Origin of the sequence: Streptomyces sp. CA-243310 (genome assembly GCF_050936775.1) — a bacterium.
Lineage (GTDB): Bacteria > Actinomycetota > Actinomycetes > Streptomycetales > Streptomycetaceae > Streptomyces.
On the sequence record NZ_JBNJMF010000001.1, the window covers coordinates 2,219,319 to 2,234,180 of the forward strand.

The window sequence follows — 14,862 nt, forward strand, 5'->3', positions numbered from 1 at the left end:
GATCGGGCCGGTACCCCGGGACCCGGCACGCGGCACCCCCACACGCGGCATCCCGGCACCCGGCGATCCGGGGAGCGCGGGGTGAAACCCGTTGCACGAGACGTCTCGTCTCGTTATGGTCGGAGCATGACCCCAGTCAAGCCCGCGCACATCGCCATGTTCTCCATCGCCGCCCACGGACACGTGAACCCGAGCATCGAGGTGATCCGGGAGCTCGTCGCCCGCGGCCACCGCGTCAGCTACGCCATTCCCGCCTCCTTCGCCGAGAAGGTCGCGGCGACCGGCGCCACCCCGGTGATCTGGGAATCCACCCTCCCCACCGAGGACAACCCCGAGGCCTGGGGCACCGAACTCATCGACAACATCGAGCCCTTCCTCGACGACGCCATCCAGGCGCTGCCCCGACTGGCCGCCGCCTTCGAAGGGGACGAGCCCGACCTCGTCATCCACGACATCACCTCCTACCCGGCGATCGTCCTGGCCCGCCGCTGGGGCGTCCCCGACGTCTCCCTCTCCCCGAACCTGGTCGCCTGGACCGGCTACGAGGAAGAGGTCGCCGCCCCCATGACCGCGCAACTGCGCGCCTCCGAACGCGGCAGGGCCTACCACGCCCGCTTCCGCGCCTGGCTCGACGAGAACGGCATCGCCGAGGACTCCGACCACCTGATCGGCCGCCCCCGGCGCAGCATCGTGCTCATCCCCAAGGCGCTGCAACCGCACGCGGACCGGGTCGACGAGTCCGTGTACACCTTCGTCGGCGCCTGCCAGGGCGACCGGGCCGCCGACCAGGGCACCTGGACCCGCCCCGCCGACGCCGCCGGGAAGAAGGTGCTCCTGGTGTCGCTCGGATCCGCCTTCACGGACCGGCCCGACTTCTACCGGGCGTGCGTCGAGGCCTTCCGTGACCTGCCCGACTGGCACGTCGTCCTCCAGATCGGCAAGAAGACCGACATCGCCGCACTCGGCGCGATCCCCGACCACGTCGAGGTGCACCGCTGGGTGCCCCAACTCGACGTCCTGCGCCAGGCCGACGCCTTCATCACCCACGCGGGCGCCGGCGGCAGCCAGGAAGGCATGGCCACCGCCACCCCGATGGTCGCGGTCCCGCAGGCCGTGGACCAGTTCGGCAACGCCGACATGCTCCGGGCGCTCGGCATCGCCCGCCACGTCCCGATGGAGGAGGCCGACGCCACGACCCTGCGCGAGGCGGTCCTCGCACTCGTCGCCGACCCCGAGGTCGCCGCCCGCGCCGAGGCCGTCCGCGCCTCGACGGCCGCGGAGGGAGGCACGCCCCGGGCCGCCGACCTCATCGAGGCCGAACTGTCACAGCCCCGTCCTATCGTTCGGGCATGACTCCTCGGAAGTACGCCGCACTGCTGCGCGGGATCAACGTCGGCGGGAACAAGAAGGTCCCCATGGCCGAACTGCGCCAGGTCCTGGAGGACCTCGGCCACCAAGACGTACGGACGTACCTGCAGAGCGGCAACGCCGTCTTCGGCAGCGCGGAACGGGACACCACCGCACTCGCCCGCGCACTGGAGGCGGCCATCGAGGCCCACTTCGGCTTCAGGGTGCCCTGCCTGGTGGTCGACGGCGACCACCTGCGGGCCGTCGTCGACGCCTGCCCCTTCCCCGCCGCCGAGTTGGAGGGCAGGCAACTGCACGCCACCTTCTGCTCCGAGCAACCCGGCGAGGAGCGCTTCTCCGCCATCGACGCACCCGCCTACCTGCCCGAGGAGTTCAGGGTCGGCGACCGGGTCGTCTACCTCCACACCCCGGACGGCCTCGGCCGATCGAAGCTGGCCGACGTCTTGGCCAGGCCCGCCGTCGTGAAGGGGCTCGACGTGACCACCCGGAACTGGAACACGGTCGTCAAGCTCGTCGAACTCACCCGGGACTGAGCCGGAGCGGACCCGCCGCACGGCCGGCCGGCGCGATCCGGCCCGGGCCCGCCCCGTGCCCGTCCGCGACCGCGGTGACCGCCGCCGCGCGCTCGGGGGTGAGGGCGCCGCCGCCCTTGTCCTCGGCCTGCGGCCGGCCGGCAGACCGAGCTTCCCGGCGGTGCGACCGGTACAGGTCGATCCGCTCCGGTCCGAGCCCGCGCGGGCTCACCCCGCACGGCTCCCGCAGCCGCTCCGGGCGGCCCGACACGTGCCGGAGGTCCGGACCGGTGCGCACCATCCCGCCCCGGGTGGCGATCACGAGCCGCTCGACGTACGGGGACAGGGCCTCGGCCGGGTTCCCGCGCGGAGCCCGAGTGCCGGGGGCCGACCAGAGCACCCGTACCGAGCCCGAGGCGGCGCACGGGCAGGTCCCCACCGCGTCCGCACATCGGGTCCGTCATGGCCCGACGGCAACCGGGGACGGCGGATGTGCCAGGCTCTGCGGATGCGTTACATCATCATCGGCGCCGGGGCGATCGGCGCGACCATCGGCGGCCGGCTCGCACGGACGGGCCGGGACGTCGTCCTGTGCGCACGCGGCGCGCACGCCGAGGCGCTGCGGGCCGACGGGCTGCGGCTCACGACCACCGACGGGACGCAGGTACACCGGCTGCCCGTCGTCACCGGCCCGGCCGAACTCGGCGAGCTGCGCCCGGACGACGTGCTGCTGCTCGCCGTGAAGACGCAGGACGCCATCGCGGCGCTGGACGAGTGGGGCGACGCGGAGGTCGCGGGCGGAGGCACGGCGGCGCAGCGGCTTCCCGTGCTCTGTCTGCAGAACGGCGTGGAGAGCGAACGACTGGCGCTGCGCCGCTTCGCCCGGGTGTACGGGGTGTGCGTCTGGCTGCCCGCGACCTTCCTGGAGCCGGGCGTGGTCTCCGCGCTGTGCGCGCCGCTGACCGGGATCCTGCACCTGGGCCGGGCGGCCGGCGGCAGCGACGCACGGATCCGGGCCGTCGCCGCCGACCTGGAGGAGTCCGGGTTCGAGGCGCCCGTCGTCGATGACGTGACGCGGTGGAAGTACGCGAAGCTGCTCGGCAACCTCGGCAACGCGATCCAGGCGACGACCGGCCCCGAACCGGATCCCGCGAAGGCGGCGTTGCTGCTCCGGGCGATCCGCGAGGCGAAGGCGGCCTTCGAGGCCGCCGGGATCGCGTACGCGTCCGAGGCCGAGCAGACGGCGGCGCGCGCGGGGAAGGTCGACCAGCCGGCGGGGGTGCGGGGCGGGTCGTCCTGGCAGAGCCTGGCGCGCGGCACGGGATCGGTCGAGGCGGACTACCTCAACGGCGAGATCTCCCTGCTGGGCCGGCTGCACGGCGTGGCCACCCCGGTGAACGACACCCTGCGGCACGCGGCGAACATCTTCGCCAGGGAGGGACTGCCGCCCGGCGCCATGTCCATCACGGACCTGACGGCCCTCGCCGACGAGGCGGCGGCCCGCGCCTAGGGTCTGTCGTCGAAGTGGCGCCGCGCGGGCCAGGCGAGACTCCGACGACAGGGCCTGGAGGCCGTCCGGCGGATCACGTACGGCCACCGGCCGCCCGGGCAAGAGGCGCGAGAGGCGCGAGAGGTTCGGGACGGCCGGCTGTCTCAGTCTGCGCCGGGGGCCCGGCCCGTCCGTGGCGAGGGTCGATCAGACCCGCGCCCGGGTGCCGGTGTACCGGTGTGTCGGACCTGGTCGACCACCTCGCGTACGGCGTCCGTGACAAGGCCGGGCTGTTCGACGGCGATGCCGTGTCCGCTGTCGGTGTGGGTGACGTGCCGTGCGTGCAGGTCGCGGGCCAGCCGGTCCTGCGCGGCCAGCCACGCCGGCCAGGTCGACCCCCCGACTCCGAGCCGGAGGTCCCAAGGGTGGTCGGACGTGAGGACGACGGCGGGCAGGCCCCGCGGGAGCGCCGGTGCGTCGGCCAGCTCCCGCAGGGAGGCGGGATAGTCCGGCACTTCGAGGCCCTTGCCCGTGTCCGTGGCCCGGATCTTGTCCATCCAGGCCGACCACTGGGCCGGGGTCAGGGCGGCCCGCAGGAACGGGGACGCTCCGTCGACCGTCACCAGCCCGACCGTTCGGGACGGCTCGGTCCGTGCGAACAGCGCGGCGATCATGCCTCCCCAGGAGGCGCCGACCAGAACGTACGGCGGGCGTTCACCGGCGGCGGAGAGCGCGGTCCGCAGGTCGGCGACGCCCTCAGCCGCGGTCGTGGGCTGGGGAACGGTCGTCGAGCGCCCCGGGCTGCCGTCGAAACGGGTCGTGCCGGGGCGGTCGTAGGCACACACGCGGGTGAAGGAGGCGACTGTCGGGAGCACCGCCGAGGGGCTCGGTTCCGGGGTGGTCCCGGCCGGGCGCGAGAGGTGCGTCCACTCGTCCGACGCCCCTCCGGCCCCGGACACGAGCACCACGGTGGGGGACCCGGCCCCACGGCACTCCAGACGGACATCGCCGCCCGCCCCGGCGGCGAGCCCGCCGCCCGGAGAGACCGCGGGGCCCGCGGCGACGAGCGCGGACACCGTGAGCCCGAGGAGGGTCGAGACGACGACCGGTGGACGACGCGACGCCGCGGCCCCCGACGCCCGACCCCGGCGATCCGAGGGCATTCATCCATTTTCGCACCCGCGGGAAAGCCGTGCGACCCCGATCCCGGGCCCTGGCGTCAACGTTTCGCCCGGTCCGGGCGCCACGTTGACGACGCGTCCAGTGCTGCTCCGCGGACCCGATCCGGTTGAGCCGGCAGGCGTGTGGGGGTGTCCGGTGGACGCGCCGGCGCGGGCGGGTGGTCGGCCGGGTTCTGGTGTGCCGGGCGGTGTGTGCAGATCCGTGACGAAAACGGCGAGATCAAGCTCTTTCACACCGGAGATCACGCCGTTTCCCGGGTGATCAGTCGACTGGCGTCGCCCAAGGGTGAAGATCGGAAACCCCGGAGGGCAGGACGAAGGGGGCGAAAGGGGTGGGGACGCATGCTCTTGGAGCGAGATGGGGCACTGGGCGCGGTCTCGGCAGCGGCGGCGGCCGCGCGCGCGGGCAGTGGTCGCTGGGTCCTGCTCTCGGCACCGGTGGCCGGTAGCGGGCGGACCGCGCTGCTGGAGGAGGCCGTACGGCGGCAGACCGATGGCGGCGCCATGCAGGTCAAGCGTGCGCGCGGCGTCCCCGAGGAGGCCGACTTCCCCTTCGGGCTCGTCCGACAGTTCCTCTCGGACGACGAGGTGCTTCCCTTCACGGGACTGAGCGGACCGGATGAACAGCGGCTGTGCCACATGCTGGTGACCCGGCTGGGCCGAGCCGCGGCCGAGCGGCCCGTACTCGTCGCGGTGGACGACCTCCATCACGCCGACGAGGTCTCCCGGCGCTGGATCGGCTACCTCGCGCGCCGCATCGCCGACCTCCCGGTTCTGCTGGTGGTCACCGAGTGCGCCACGCCGTCGGCAGTGGTGCCGTTCCCGCCCTCCTCCGGTACGTCCGTCGTCCTCCACCCCCTCAGCGAGTCCGCCGTCGGCCTCATGGCCCGGGAAGCCGGCCTTGATCACCAGGACACGGCGACCTGCGTCGAGGCGGGTGGCGGGAACGCGGCCCTGGTGCGGGCGCTCGTCTCCGACCTCGCGGAGGGTCGGGTCTCCCGCCCGCACTCCGCACCGTCGCACAGCCGGTACCGCGACACGATCGCCGAGTGGCTGAGGCGGAAGGCCGATCCGTGTTCGCGCCACGCCTGCCTGGCCCTCGCCGTCGCGGCCGAGGGAGGGTTCCACACCGACCCCGCGCTCCTGCGCAGGCTCTCCGGCCTCTGCGCGTCCGACCGTTCGTCGTGCGAGCGGTCGGTGCGCCGTCTCGGCAGGTTGCTGAGTCATCCCCTGGCGAGGGAGGCCGTTCTCGCCGCGGCGGAGCCGGCAGAGATCACCGCGCTCCGCATCCGGGTCGCGGAACTGCTGGACGAGGGCGGCGCACCCGCGGCGGCCGTGGCGGCGGGGCTCCTGCGCCTGGACCGGCCGGGCGAGACGTGGATGGTCCGTGCTCTGGACGAAGCGGCGCAGGACGCGGTCCGCACCGGTCACGTGGCCCAGTCGGCCGAGTACCTGCGCCATGCGCTGAACGGTCCGCTCGATCCGGAGCGGCGCGCCGACCTCACGGTACGTCTCGCCTCGCTGGAGCTTCCGCACAACGCGACCGCCGCCATCCGCAGGCTGCGCAGCGGACTGGAACTGCATTCCGACCTTCGGGAGCGGGCGACGACGGCGACCGCGCTCAGTGCGGCGCTCGTCGCGAGGCGGGACACCGGCTCCGCGTTACGGGTCCTGCACCAGGCCGGTCGCGCCGGCGACGCCGAGCTGGTCCAGATGGTGCAGACACTCGGTGCCCTCATCTCCTCGCACGACAACGATGCCTGGCGCACCGCCATCGCCGGTCTGCGTGCCCTCGCCCCGACGGCGGCCCCCTCCATCGAGCCGCTCGTATGCGGACTGATCACCGAGTACGAAGCCGGAGCGGGCCTCTGCTCGGCGGCCGAGGCGGTCGCCAGGGTCCGCCCGCGGCTGGCCCTGCCCGTGGACCCCCAACTGCGCACCGCCTGGCTCGGCAGCGCCGCCACCCTGCTCCAGTGGGCGGACCGCCTGGAAGAGGCGGTCGAGTTGACGGGCTCGTGCCTACCGGCCACGCCCGTTCCCCCGGATCTCACGAACGCGGGCACGCAGTGCCTGCTCAGCGTCCGAGCCGAAGCGGCCCTCTGGGCCGGAGCGTTCGACCGCGTCATAGCCGAGAACGGGCCCTTGGTGGAGGCGACCGCCGGGCAGGGGGTCCGACTTCCGCATCTGACGGCCATGGTGGCGATCGCACGGTACGAGACGGGCGGGCGCCGCGAGGCGTGGAGGACCGTGAACCTGGTCGGCGCCCCGCCCGTGCACGACAGTTCCTGGGAGTGGAACGAGGTCCGTTACGCACGGGCCCTGCTGCACGCGGCGAACCACGACTGGGGGGCGGCCCTCGACGACTACCTGGCCTGCGGGGCGGGTCAGCGCGCTCATGACTTCGTCAGCCCCGTCGCCACGCCGTGGCGTTCCGGAGCGGCTATCGCCCTGGTGCGGCTCGGGCAGCGGGAGGCGGCCCGCGAACTCGCCGAGGAAGAGGTGCGCCATGCCCGGACCTGGGGCACCGCCCGTACCGTCGGCCGGGCACTGCGGGCGGTCGCCGCTGCCGTGGGCGGCAGGATGGCCCTGTGTTCGCTGACCGAGGGCGCCGAGCTGCTCAGACCGAGTCCCGCACCCGTGGAACTCGTGGAGACCCTGGTCGATCTGGGAGCCGCCCACATCGAAGCGGGCAACCGGCGCAAGGGCCGCGAGGCACTGCGCGAGGCGCACGCCGTGGCCCTGCGGCTGTCCGCGCCCACCGCCGAGAGCGGGGAGCCGGGCGGTGCCGCGCGTCTCCTCGTGATGGTGGACGACGCGCTGCGCGCAGCCGGAGCGCGGAAGAGGAGCAGTGGCCACACACTGACCCTCGCCGAACGACGGGTGGCCGAGCTGGCGGCCGGGGGCCGGACCAATGTCCAGATCTCCGCGGCGCTGTGCCTCACCCGCCGCACCGTGGAGACGCACCTCACCCACGCCTACCGGAAGCTGCGCATCGCCCGGCGTGCCCAACTGGCCTCCGCAATGGGACGCGAGGAGCCGGCGGCGGACCCGGGGACCGGCGCGGGGGATCCGGGGAGCCAGGGCGGAGCGTAGGAGCGTCCAGCCGACCGGAGACCGGACGAAGGGGCGGGGTTCATCCCGACGGCCCCTGCCGGATCCCGGAAGGGACGGTTCGGCAGGGGCCGGGGAACGCGCGTCCTCTCCGGCGGTGACGGTCTCCCGTCACCGCCGGGGGAGCGTCAGGACTTCGACACGGTGAAGGAGGCCGAGGCGTTGTTGCCCCCGCCGCCGCTCCGGCTGCAGGTGTATCCGCTCGGGACGGAGCAGTCGTACCCGTTGCCGCCCACGTAGGGGTTGTTCCAGTACACCGTCACCTTGTTGCTCTCGCCGGCCATGCTGAAGGTGACCGAGCCCTCCGTGCCGGTCATGACGCCCTCCGACTCGCTCGCCCACTTCGCGGTGATGCCGGGCTGCACCATGGAGGGAGGCAGCATGCCGTCCGACCAGATCCCCCACTTCAGCTGCGAACCATCGCGGGCCAGCAGCTTGCCCGAGTTGTTGGTCAGGGTCACGGTCGTGCTCCGGGCCGCGGTGGCTCCGGGCACCGCACTCGTCGGGGACTGCGCCTTCGCCGCCCATGAGGGCTGGACCGTGAACGTGACCGCGGCGTTGTTGCCCCCGCCGCCGCTCTTGTAGCAGCTGTACCCGGACGGGACGTGGCACTCGTAACTGTTGCTGCCCACGTAGGGGTTGTTCCAGTGCAGCTGGACCTCGCCGCTCGAGAGCGCGTACGTGGCACGTCCCTCGGTTCCGGTGGCGGCGCCGCAGGACTCGCTCGCCCAGCGCGGGGACTTGTCGTTGGGGATGTTGTCGGGCGGCAGCATGTCCGTCGTCCAACAACCGTGATCGAGCTTCTCCCACGTCTTGATCAGGTTCTGCCCGGTCTTGTTGATCAGGGTGACGCTCGTGGAACGCTGTGCGGTGGTCCCGGGCAAGATCTTCGTTCCGCCGTCGGTGACCGGGCTCTGCTCCGCGGACGCCTGCGGTGCGCTCTGCCCCGTCGAGGCCTGCGCGGCGGGGGCCAGGGCGAGCGCGCCCGCGGTCATGAGCACGGCGGTGAGAGCACCCGCGGCCGTGCGTCCGAGGCGGGTGGTCGAGGTCTTGAGCTGCATGGGTCAGCCATCTCTCTTCGAGGTAGCGGCGAACGGGAGCGGGCCCTGTTCGCCTGGTTCACACACGGGTGCCACAGGCCGTACCGGCGCCGTGCGCGTCACTGGACGTAGAGGACCCACGTGCTGTGGCCGCTGTACTCGATCAGCATCTTGGTGGCCGCACCGAGGCCGTACAGCACCCAGTAGTTGGTTTCCGCCTCCAGGTGCGAGGCGAATTCACCGGTCCATATCCAGATTCCGGACGCCGAGGCCGCCGTGGGGGCGGCGGGCGCCACCGATGCCTGTTCCTGGGCGGCGTACGCCTGGGCGCCCCCGCCGGCGAGAACTGCGGCGGCGAGCACGGCGCACAACGAAGCTGTACGAAGTGTCCTGCGCATGACAACGTCCCTTCTGTATCACTGACGCCAACAGCCGTTCCCCCGATATGAGTCGGCTGCCGACGCAGCCATGCGGTGGGGCTCGGCGTGGCGCCAGACTGTCACGGCGCCGTCATGCTCAGGCATCGTGGAAAACCGCGAACTTAGCCGGTGGCGCCGGCCTCGAACGCGGAGACCTCCTCAGCGCAGCAGCGCGGCGAAGGCCGCGGTCACGGTCGCGACCAGGGTCACGGCCGGGGTGAGGACCGTGGCGAAGGGCGTCGCGGCCCGGATCGCGGAGGCGGGGTGGCGGGCGCCGTCCAGGCGGGCGAGCCTGCCCGCCGCGGCGTCGACCGGCAGGGCGGCCACGAGCGCAGGTCGTGTGAGTACGCGCACGTACACCGAGACCGGTGGGCGACTTCCACGGCCGCGACGATTTGATCGACAAGCCGGATACCCGCGTGCTCCAGCACGACGAAACAGCCGGACCCGACCGCTGGACCTACGAGGGCACCCCACTCACAGCAGCCTGCACACCCCTCCGCGAACTTCCGCGGAGCAGCGCTGGGTCGTGGCGTCGAAGTGGCGCCGCGGGCCGGGCGAGACTTCGACGACAGGGCCTAGGCCGACAGCGCCGAGAGGCGGGCGGGGGCCAGGGCGGCCGCGTCGTAGCGGCGCAGCAGCAGCCGGGCCAACTCGGGGGCCGCGCCCAGGACGTCGGCGAGCACGTCCGCGCCCGCGGCCTCGGCGCCCGCCGCGATCCGGTCCGGGAGCCGGCCGGGGGCGATGACGTACGGGGCGACGGCCACCCGCCGCACGCCCTCGGCGCGCAGCGCCCGTACGGCGTCCTCCGTACGGGGCAGTGCCGCGGAGGCGAACGCGGGTCGCACGGCGCACCAACCGGTGTGCCGCCACTCCCGCGCGATTGCAGCGATCACCGCGCTCGCCTCCGGGTCCGAGGAACCGGCGGACGCGAGCACCACACCGGTGCCGGCGCGATCCGCCGGGGTGAGGCCGGCTTCGAGGAGCCGGCGCTCCAGGGCCGCCGTCAGCAGGGGCGACGGCCCGAGTACGTCCGCGACCCGGACCGCGAGGCCCGGGAGGCGCACGCAGGCCTCCGACAACACGGCCGGGATGTCGGTCTTGGCGTGGAAGGCGCGGGTCAGCAGCAGCGGGAGGGCCACCACGTCCCGGACGCCGGACGCGTACAGGGAGGACAGCACCTGGTCCACCCGGGGGGCGTTGAAGTCCAGGTACGCCGTCTCCACCCGCAGTCCGGGCCGCAGCGCCCGCGCACACCGGGTGAGGGCGTGCACGGTCGCCGCGTGCCGCGGATCACGGCTGCCGTGGGCGATGACGAGGAGGGCGGGGGCGGCGTGCACGGGACTCAGCTCTTGACCAGCAGGCCGCGACTGCGCAGCACGTACCGCTCGACGGGGCTGAAGATCAGCAGGTCGATCGCGATGCCGACGACCAGGATCAGGATGATCGCGAGGAACACGCCCGGCAGGTCGATGTTGTTGCGGCCGTTCTCCAACAGTTGGCCGAGCCCGAGGCCCAGGTCGGGCGAGCTGGCGATGATCTCGGCGGCCATCAGAGAGCGCCAGGAGAAGGCCCAGCCCTGCTTGAGGCCGGCCAGGTAGCCGGGCAGTGCGGCCGGCATGACGATGTGCCGGGCCCCGCGCAGGCCGGTGGCTCCGAGGGTGCGGCCGGCCCGCAGGTACAGCGGCGGGACCTGATCGATGCCGGACACCAGTCCGTTGGCGATGGAGGGGACCGCGCCGAGCAGGATCACGGTGTACATCATGGCGTCGTTGAGGCCGAACCAGAGGACGGCCGGGGGCACCCAGGCCACCGACGGCAGGGACTGGAGGCCCTGGAGGATCGGGCCTATCGCGGCGCGGACGAACTTCACCCGGGCGACGAGCAGGCCGAGCGGGGTGCCGATGGCCAGGGCCAGCAGGAAGCCGAGCAGACCGCGGGAGACGCTGGTCCAGACGACCTCCAGCAGCGTGCCCTGGAGCCACATGGCGGACAGGCTGTCCCACACCGCGGACAGGGACGGGAGCTTCGTCTCGTCGGTGATCTTCGTCGCGACGAGGACCTGCCAGACGACGAGGACCAGACCGACGGCGATGACCGGCGGCAGGACCTTCTTGACGAGGACCTCACCGATCGGGGTGCGGTGGGTCTGGACCGCGTCGAGGGCGTCCAGGCCGGCCTCCAGGCCCGCCAGATCGTCAGTGCCCTTGGCCGCGCCCTTGAGCTTCGTGTCAGTGCTGGCCATGGCGGCGGATCTCCCCACGCAGGTGTTCAGTGATCTCGACGGACAGCTCCGCGACGTCCGCGTCCTCGATGCGACGCGGCTGCGGGATGTCCACGGTCCATTCCTTCGCGATCCGTCCGGGACGCGAGGAGAGCAGGACCACGCGCTGGGCAAGACGGACGGCCTCGCGCACGTTGTGCGTGACGAACAGGACGGAGACGTTGGTCTCCTCCCAGATGCGGGTGAGTTCGCCGTGCAGGACGTCCCGGGTGATGGCATCGAGGGCCGCGAACGGCTCGTCCATCAGAAGGAGTTCACTGTCCTGCGCCAGGGCCCGGGCGAGCGCCACGCGCTGGCGCATGCCACCCGACAGTTCGTGGACGCGCTTGCCGTACGCGCCGCCGAGCCGCACCAGTTCCAGCAGCCGCTCGGCCTCCGGGCGGCGCTCCGCCTTCGCCACCCCGCGCAGACGCAGGGCGAGTTCGATGTTCTTGCCCGCCGTCAACCACGGGAAGAGCGCATGCTCCTGGAACATCAGGGCCGGGCGGCCGGAGGTCTCGATGGTGCCCACGCTGGGCTTGTCGAGACCGGCGACGAGGTTGAGCAGGGTGGACTTGCCACACCCCGAGGCCCCCAGGATGGTGACGAACTCCCCTGGAGCGACATCGAGACTGATGTCGTCCAGGACGAGCTGCGATCCGGCCCGGCCGGGGAAGGACTTCGAAACGTGTTCGATGCGGGCGGCGTGCCCGTGCTCGGCCGCGGTGTCCTCGGCAGCCTTGGCAAGTGTGGTGGCCATGGTCGTCACCTCCTGGGGATTCTCTGCTGACCGGGGGTTACTTGGCGCCGAGGCCGGCGTCGGAGACCTCGGGCTTGCCGGCGGTCTTGAGGACCTTGTTGAGGAGTTTCAGGTCGTAGATGCCGGTGAGGTCGGGTTCCTGGATGAGGTTGGCCTTGACGGCCCAGTCGGATTCGGTCTTGAGGGTGCTTGCGAGGGGGTCGTCGGTGACGAGGATGCTCGGCCAGGCGGGGTCGATGACCTTGGGGTCGAGGGCTTTGCCGCCGAGGGTCTTGAGGGCGGCGTTGGCGGAGGCCTTGGCCTTGTCGGGGTTGGCGTTGATCCAGTCGTTGGTCTTGACGGTGCCGGTCAGGACGGCTTCGACGACGTCGGGGTGCTTCTTGAGGAACTTCTGGGACACGATGACGTTGGTGATGACGAACTTCTTGTCGGGCCAGAGTTCGGTTTCGTCGAGGAGGACCTTGGCGCCTTCGGAGACGAGTTTGGAGGCGGTGGGTTCGGGGACCCAGGCGCCGTCGATGGAGCCTTGTTTGTAGGCGTCGGGGGTGACCTTGTTGTCGGTGCGGACGACGGAGACGTCGCCCTTGCCGGATTCGGGGTCGACGTTCCAGCCCTTGGTGGCGATCCAGTTGAGGAAGGCGACGTCCTGGGTGTTGCCCTTTTGGGGGGTGGCGATCTTCTTGCCCTTGATGTCGTCGAGGGTTTTGATCTTGTCGGGGTTGACGACGAGCTTGACGCCGCCGGAGGCGGAGCCGGAGATGATGCGCAGGTTGGTGCTCTTGGATTTGACGTAGCCGTTGATGGAGGGGGAGGGGCCGATGAAGCCGATGTCGAGGGAGCCGCCGTTGAGGGCTTCGATTTCGGAGGGGCCGGCGTTGAAGGTCTGGGGCTTGATGGTGGTGGCGCCCAGTTCCTTGGCGATGAGGCCTTCCTGGATGCCGACCAGGGCGGTGGCGTGGGTGAGGTTGGGGAAGTAGCCGATGCGGACCTCGGGGGCGGAGAGCTTCTTGCCCTCGGCGCCGGCGGGTGCGGGCTTGTCGGCGGACTTGTCCTTCTCGGCATCCGAGCCGTAACCGCAAGAGGCGAGCGCGCCGATCAGCAGCGGCAGGGCGGCGGCGGCGACAACGCCGCGGCGCAGGGTCTTACGGGCGGTACCGGTGGCAGGCACGGGAGAGCTTCCTCTCGTGGCGTCGATTCACGACGCACGTCTTCGTCTACGGAGCGGGGGCGGGTACGACGCGTGGGGGGCGAGGGCGCGCGAGCGGTGCGCGTACGTCATCACGCACATCGCGCCACGCCTCCCTGGCCGCTGCCGAGGGAGCCGCTGCCGACGCGGCCGCCCTCCTTCGCGAAGGTCGCGTAGATGTCGAGCACGGTCAGAAGTCCCACCCTTCCTCATCCGCCTGCACGGTGGTGTGGGCCTGGGAGGCGAAGGACTCGCCCGCCATGCCCGCGGCCAGGGTGGTCCCGTCGGCCGGGTCGATCAGGAGGAAGGACCCGGTACGGCGCGAGGCCGCGTACGCGTCGAGCGCCAGCGGCTCGGCCGTGCGCACGACCACCCGGCCGATGTCGTTCGCGACGAGCTGCCCCGGGTTCGGGTGCTGGGACAGGTCGTCCAGGGTGAGCCGCGAGGGGATCTCCTTGACGATCGCCTTCACCGTGCGCGTCGTGTGCTTGAGCAGCACCCGGGCGCCCACGGCCAGCGGCTGGTCGGCCACGTGGCAGACCGTCGCCTCGACGTCCCGGGTCGTGGCCGGCGCGCTCGCGGACGGCGCGATCAGATCGCCGCGCGAGATGTCGATGTCGTCCCGCAGCCGCAGGGTCACCGACTGCGGCGCCCAGGCGATGTCCACGCTCTCGCCGAGCGCGTCGATCCCCTCGATCACCGAGGTGCGACCCGACGGCAGGACCGTGACGGCCTCGCCGACGCGGAGCACGCCGGAGGCGATCTGACCCGCGTAGCCGCGGTAGTCGGGGTGCTCCGCCGACTGGGGGCGGATCACGTACTGCACGGGGAAGCGGGCCGGGCAGGCGGTCAGGTCGTGGCTGACCGGAACCGTCTCCAGGTGCTCCAGCACCGTCGGGCCGCCGTACCAGTCCATGTTCGCGGAGGGCTCCACCACGTTGTCGCCGGCCAGCGCCGAGATCGGAATGGCGGTGATCTCCAGGACGCCCAGGTCGGAGGCGTACGCGGTGAACTCCTCGGCGATCTTCGCGAAGGCCTTCTCCTCGTAGCCCACCAGGTCCATCTTGTTGACGGCCAGGACCACGTGCGGGACCCGCAGCAGGGCCGCGACGGCCGCGTGCCGCCGGGTCTGCTCGATCACGCCGTTGCGGGCGTCGACCAGGACGACCGCGAGGTCGGCGGTGGAGGCACCGGTGACCATGTTGCGGGTGTACTGCACGTGCCCGGGGGTGTCCGCGAGGATGAACCGGCGCCGGGACGTCGCGAAGTAGCGGTACGCCACGTCGATCGTGATGCCCTGCTCCCGCTCGGCCCGCAGGCCGTCGGTCAGCAGCGCGAGGTCGGGGGTGTCCTGGCCGCGCTGGGCGGACACGGCCTCGACGGCCTCCAACTGGTCGGTCAGGATCGACTTGGAGTCGTGCAACAGCCGCCCGACCAGGGTGGACTTGCCGTCGTCGACGGAACCGGCGGTCGCGAAGCGCAGCAGCGTGGTCGCCGAGACATCGGCGAACTGCTCGGTGGTGGAGGTCATGT

Annotated in this window: 13 protein-coding genes and 1 pseudogene; 4 read left to right on the top strand and 10 right to left on the bottom strand. The window is 72.2% G+C overall.

Annotated elements, in window-relative coordinates; translation table 11 throughout:
• Nucleotides 1-91 precede the first annotated feature (91 nt).
• Nucleotides 92-1,353, top strand: a pseudogene (gene mgt / locus ACQEVM_RS10185) (macrolide-inactivating glycosyltransferase).
• Nucleotides 1,350-1,901, top strand: a complete 552-nt coding sequence (locus tag ACQEVM_RS10190) for a DUF1697 domain-containing protein (protein ID WP_433077121.1) — start codon at nucleotides 1,350-1,352, stop codon at nucleotides 1,899-1,901. Before mgt ends, ACQEVM_RS10190 begins: the two are co-directional and overlap by 4 nt.
• On the opposite strand, the gene ACQEVM_RS10195 is transcribed toward ACQEVM_RS10190, so the two are convergent.
• Nucleotides 1,888-2,319, bottom strand: coding sequence for a hypothetical protein (locus ACQEVM_RS10195; protein ID WP_433077123.1), 432 nt, complete (start codon nucleotides 2,317-2,319; stop codon nucleotides 1,888-1,890). The two genes, ACQEVM_RS10190 and ACQEVM_RS10195, sit on opposite strands and share 14 nt — an antisense overlap.
• Before the next feature lie 69 nt (nucleotides 2,320-2,388).
• Between ACQEVM_RS10195 and ACQEVM_RS10200 the strand changes: the two genes are divergently transcribed.
• Nucleotides 2,389-3,390 (top strand): ketopantoate reductase family protein, encoded by a 1,002-nt coding sequence (locus ACQEVM_RS10200; protein WP_433077125.1) that lies wholly within the window; start codon nucleotides 2,389-2,391, stop codon nucleotides 3,388-3,390.
• Nucleotides 3,391-3,533: 143 nt separating this feature from the next.
• On the opposite strand, the gene ACQEVM_RS10205 is transcribed toward ACQEVM_RS10200, so the two are convergent.
• Entirely contained in the window at nucleotides 3,534-4,532 is a 999-nt protein-coding gene (locus ACQEVM_RS10205) for an alpha/beta fold hydrolase (protein WP_433077127.1), read from the bottom strand.
• 360 nt (nucleotides 4,533-4,892) lie between these two features.
• Between ACQEVM_RS10205 and ACQEVM_RS10210 the strand changes: the two genes are divergently transcribed.
• Nucleotides 4,893-7,643 (top strand): LuxR C-terminal-related transcriptional regulator, encoded by a 2,751-nt coding sequence (locus tag ACQEVM_RS10210; RefSeq protein ID WP_433077129.1) that lies wholly within the window; start codon nucleotides 4,893-4,895, stop codon nucleotides 7,641-7,643.
• A 146-nt stretch (nucleotides 7,644-7,789) separates the two neighbouring features.
• Here the strand turns inward: ACQEVM_RS10210 and ACQEVM_RS10215 are convergent, their stop codons facing one another.
• The 8 genes from ACQEVM_RS10215 to ACQEVM_RS10250 form a co-directional block, all read right to left on the bottom strand.
• Nucleotides 7,790-8,722, bottom strand: a complete 933-nt coding sequence (locus tag ACQEVM_RS10215) for a Crystal protein ET79 (protein WP_433077131.1) — start codon at nucleotides 8,720-8,722, stop codon at nucleotides 7,790-7,792.
• Between the two features lie 98 nt (nucleotides 8,723-8,820).
• On the bottom strand, nucleotides 8,821-9,099 hold the full coding sequence (locus ACQEVM_RS10220; protein WP_433077133.1) for a hypothetical protein: 279 nt from the start codon (nucleotides 9,097-9,099) through the stop codon (nucleotides 8,821-8,823).
• Between the two features lie 180 nt (nucleotides 9,100-9,279).
• A complete protein-coding gene (locus ACQEVM_RS10225; protein WP_433077135.1) occupies nucleotides 9,280-9,447 on the bottom strand; it encodes a hypothetical protein in 168 nt (55 codons plus the stop codon).
• Nucleotides 9,448-9,698: 251 nt separating this feature from the next.
• Nucleotides 9,699-10,460: a sirohydrochlorin chelatase gene (locus ACQEVM_RS10230; RefSeq protein ID WP_433077137.1), complete on the bottom strand. Its 762-nt coding sequence runs from the start codon at nucleotides 10,458-10,460 to the stop codon at nucleotides 9,699-9,701.
• Between the two features lie 5 nt (nucleotides 10,461-10,465).
• The gene (locus ACQEVM_RS10235; protein WP_433077139.1) at nucleotides 10,466-11,365 is read right to left on the bottom strand and encodes an ABC transporter permease; all 900 of its coding nucleotides are present in this window, start codon (nucleotides 11,363-11,365) and stop codon (nucleotides 10,466-10,468) included.
• Nucleotides 11,352-12,143 (bottom strand): ABC transporter ATP-binding protein, encoded by a 792-nt coding sequence (locus ACQEVM_RS10240; protein ID WP_433077141.1) that lies wholly within the window; start codon nucleotides 12,141-12,143, stop codon nucleotides 11,352-11,354. The genes ACQEVM_RS10235 and ACQEVM_RS10240 overlap by 14 nt, the downstream gene beginning before the upstream one ends.
• A 37-nt stretch (nucleotides 12,144-12,180) precedes the next feature.
• Complete coding sequence (locus ACQEVM_RS10245; protein ID WP_433077143.1) at nucleotides 12,181-13,311, bottom strand: aliphatic sulfonate ABC transporter substrate-binding protein; 1,131 nt, start codon at nucleotides 13,309-13,311, stop codon at nucleotides 12,181-12,183.
• Between the two features lie 208 nt (nucleotides 13,312-13,519).
• Nucleotides 13,520-14,860 carry a sulfate adenylyltransferase subunit 1 gene (locus ACQEVM_RS10250; protein ID WP_433077145.1) on the bottom strand — a complete coding sequence of 447 codons (1,341 nt, stop codon included), beginning with the start codon at nucleotides 14,858-14,860 and terminating at the stop codon, nucleotides 13,520-13,522.
• Nucleotides 14,861-14,862: the final 2 nt, after the last annotated feature.

Bases quoted from the DNA above. Each gene is read 5' to 3' on its own strand.
- ACQEVM_RS10190 (WP_433077121.1), top strand. From the start codon at position 1,350: ATGACTCCTCGGAAGTACGCCGCACTGCTGCGCGGGATCAACGTCGGC.
- ACQEVM_RS10200 (WP_433077125.1), top strand. From the start codon at position 2,389: ATGCGTTACATCATCATCGGCGCCGGGGCGATCGGCGCGACCATCGGC.
- ACQEVM_RS10205 (WP_433077127.1), bottom strand. From the start codon at position 4,532: ATGCCCTCGGATCGCCGGGGTCGGGCGTCGGGGGCCGCGGCGTCGCGT.
- ACQEVM_RS10210 (WP_433077129.1), top strand. From the start codon at position 4,893: ATGCTCTTGGAGCGAGATGGGGCACTGGGCGCGGTCTCGGCAGCGGCG.
- ACQEVM_RS10215 (WP_433077131.1), bottom strand. From the start codon at position 8,722: ATGCAGCTCAAGACCTCGACCACCCGCCTCGGACGCACGGCCGCGGGT.
- ACQEVM_RS10220 (WP_433077133.1), bottom strand. From the start codon at position 9,099: ATGCGCAGGACACTTCGTACAGCTTCGTTGTGCGCCGTGCTCGCCGCC.
- ACQEVM_RS10235 (WP_433077139.1), bottom strand. From the start codon at position 11,365: ATGGCCAGCACTGACACGAAGCTCAAGGGCGCGGCCAAGGGCACTGAC.
- ACQEVM_RS10240 (WP_433077141.1), bottom strand. From the start codon at position 12,143: ATGGCCACCACACTTGCCAAGGCTGCCGAGGACACCGCGGCCGAGCAC.
- ACQEVM_RS10250 (WP_433077145.1), bottom strand. From the start codon at position 14,860: ATGACCTCCACCACCGAGCAGTTCGCCGATGTCTCGGCGACCACGCTG.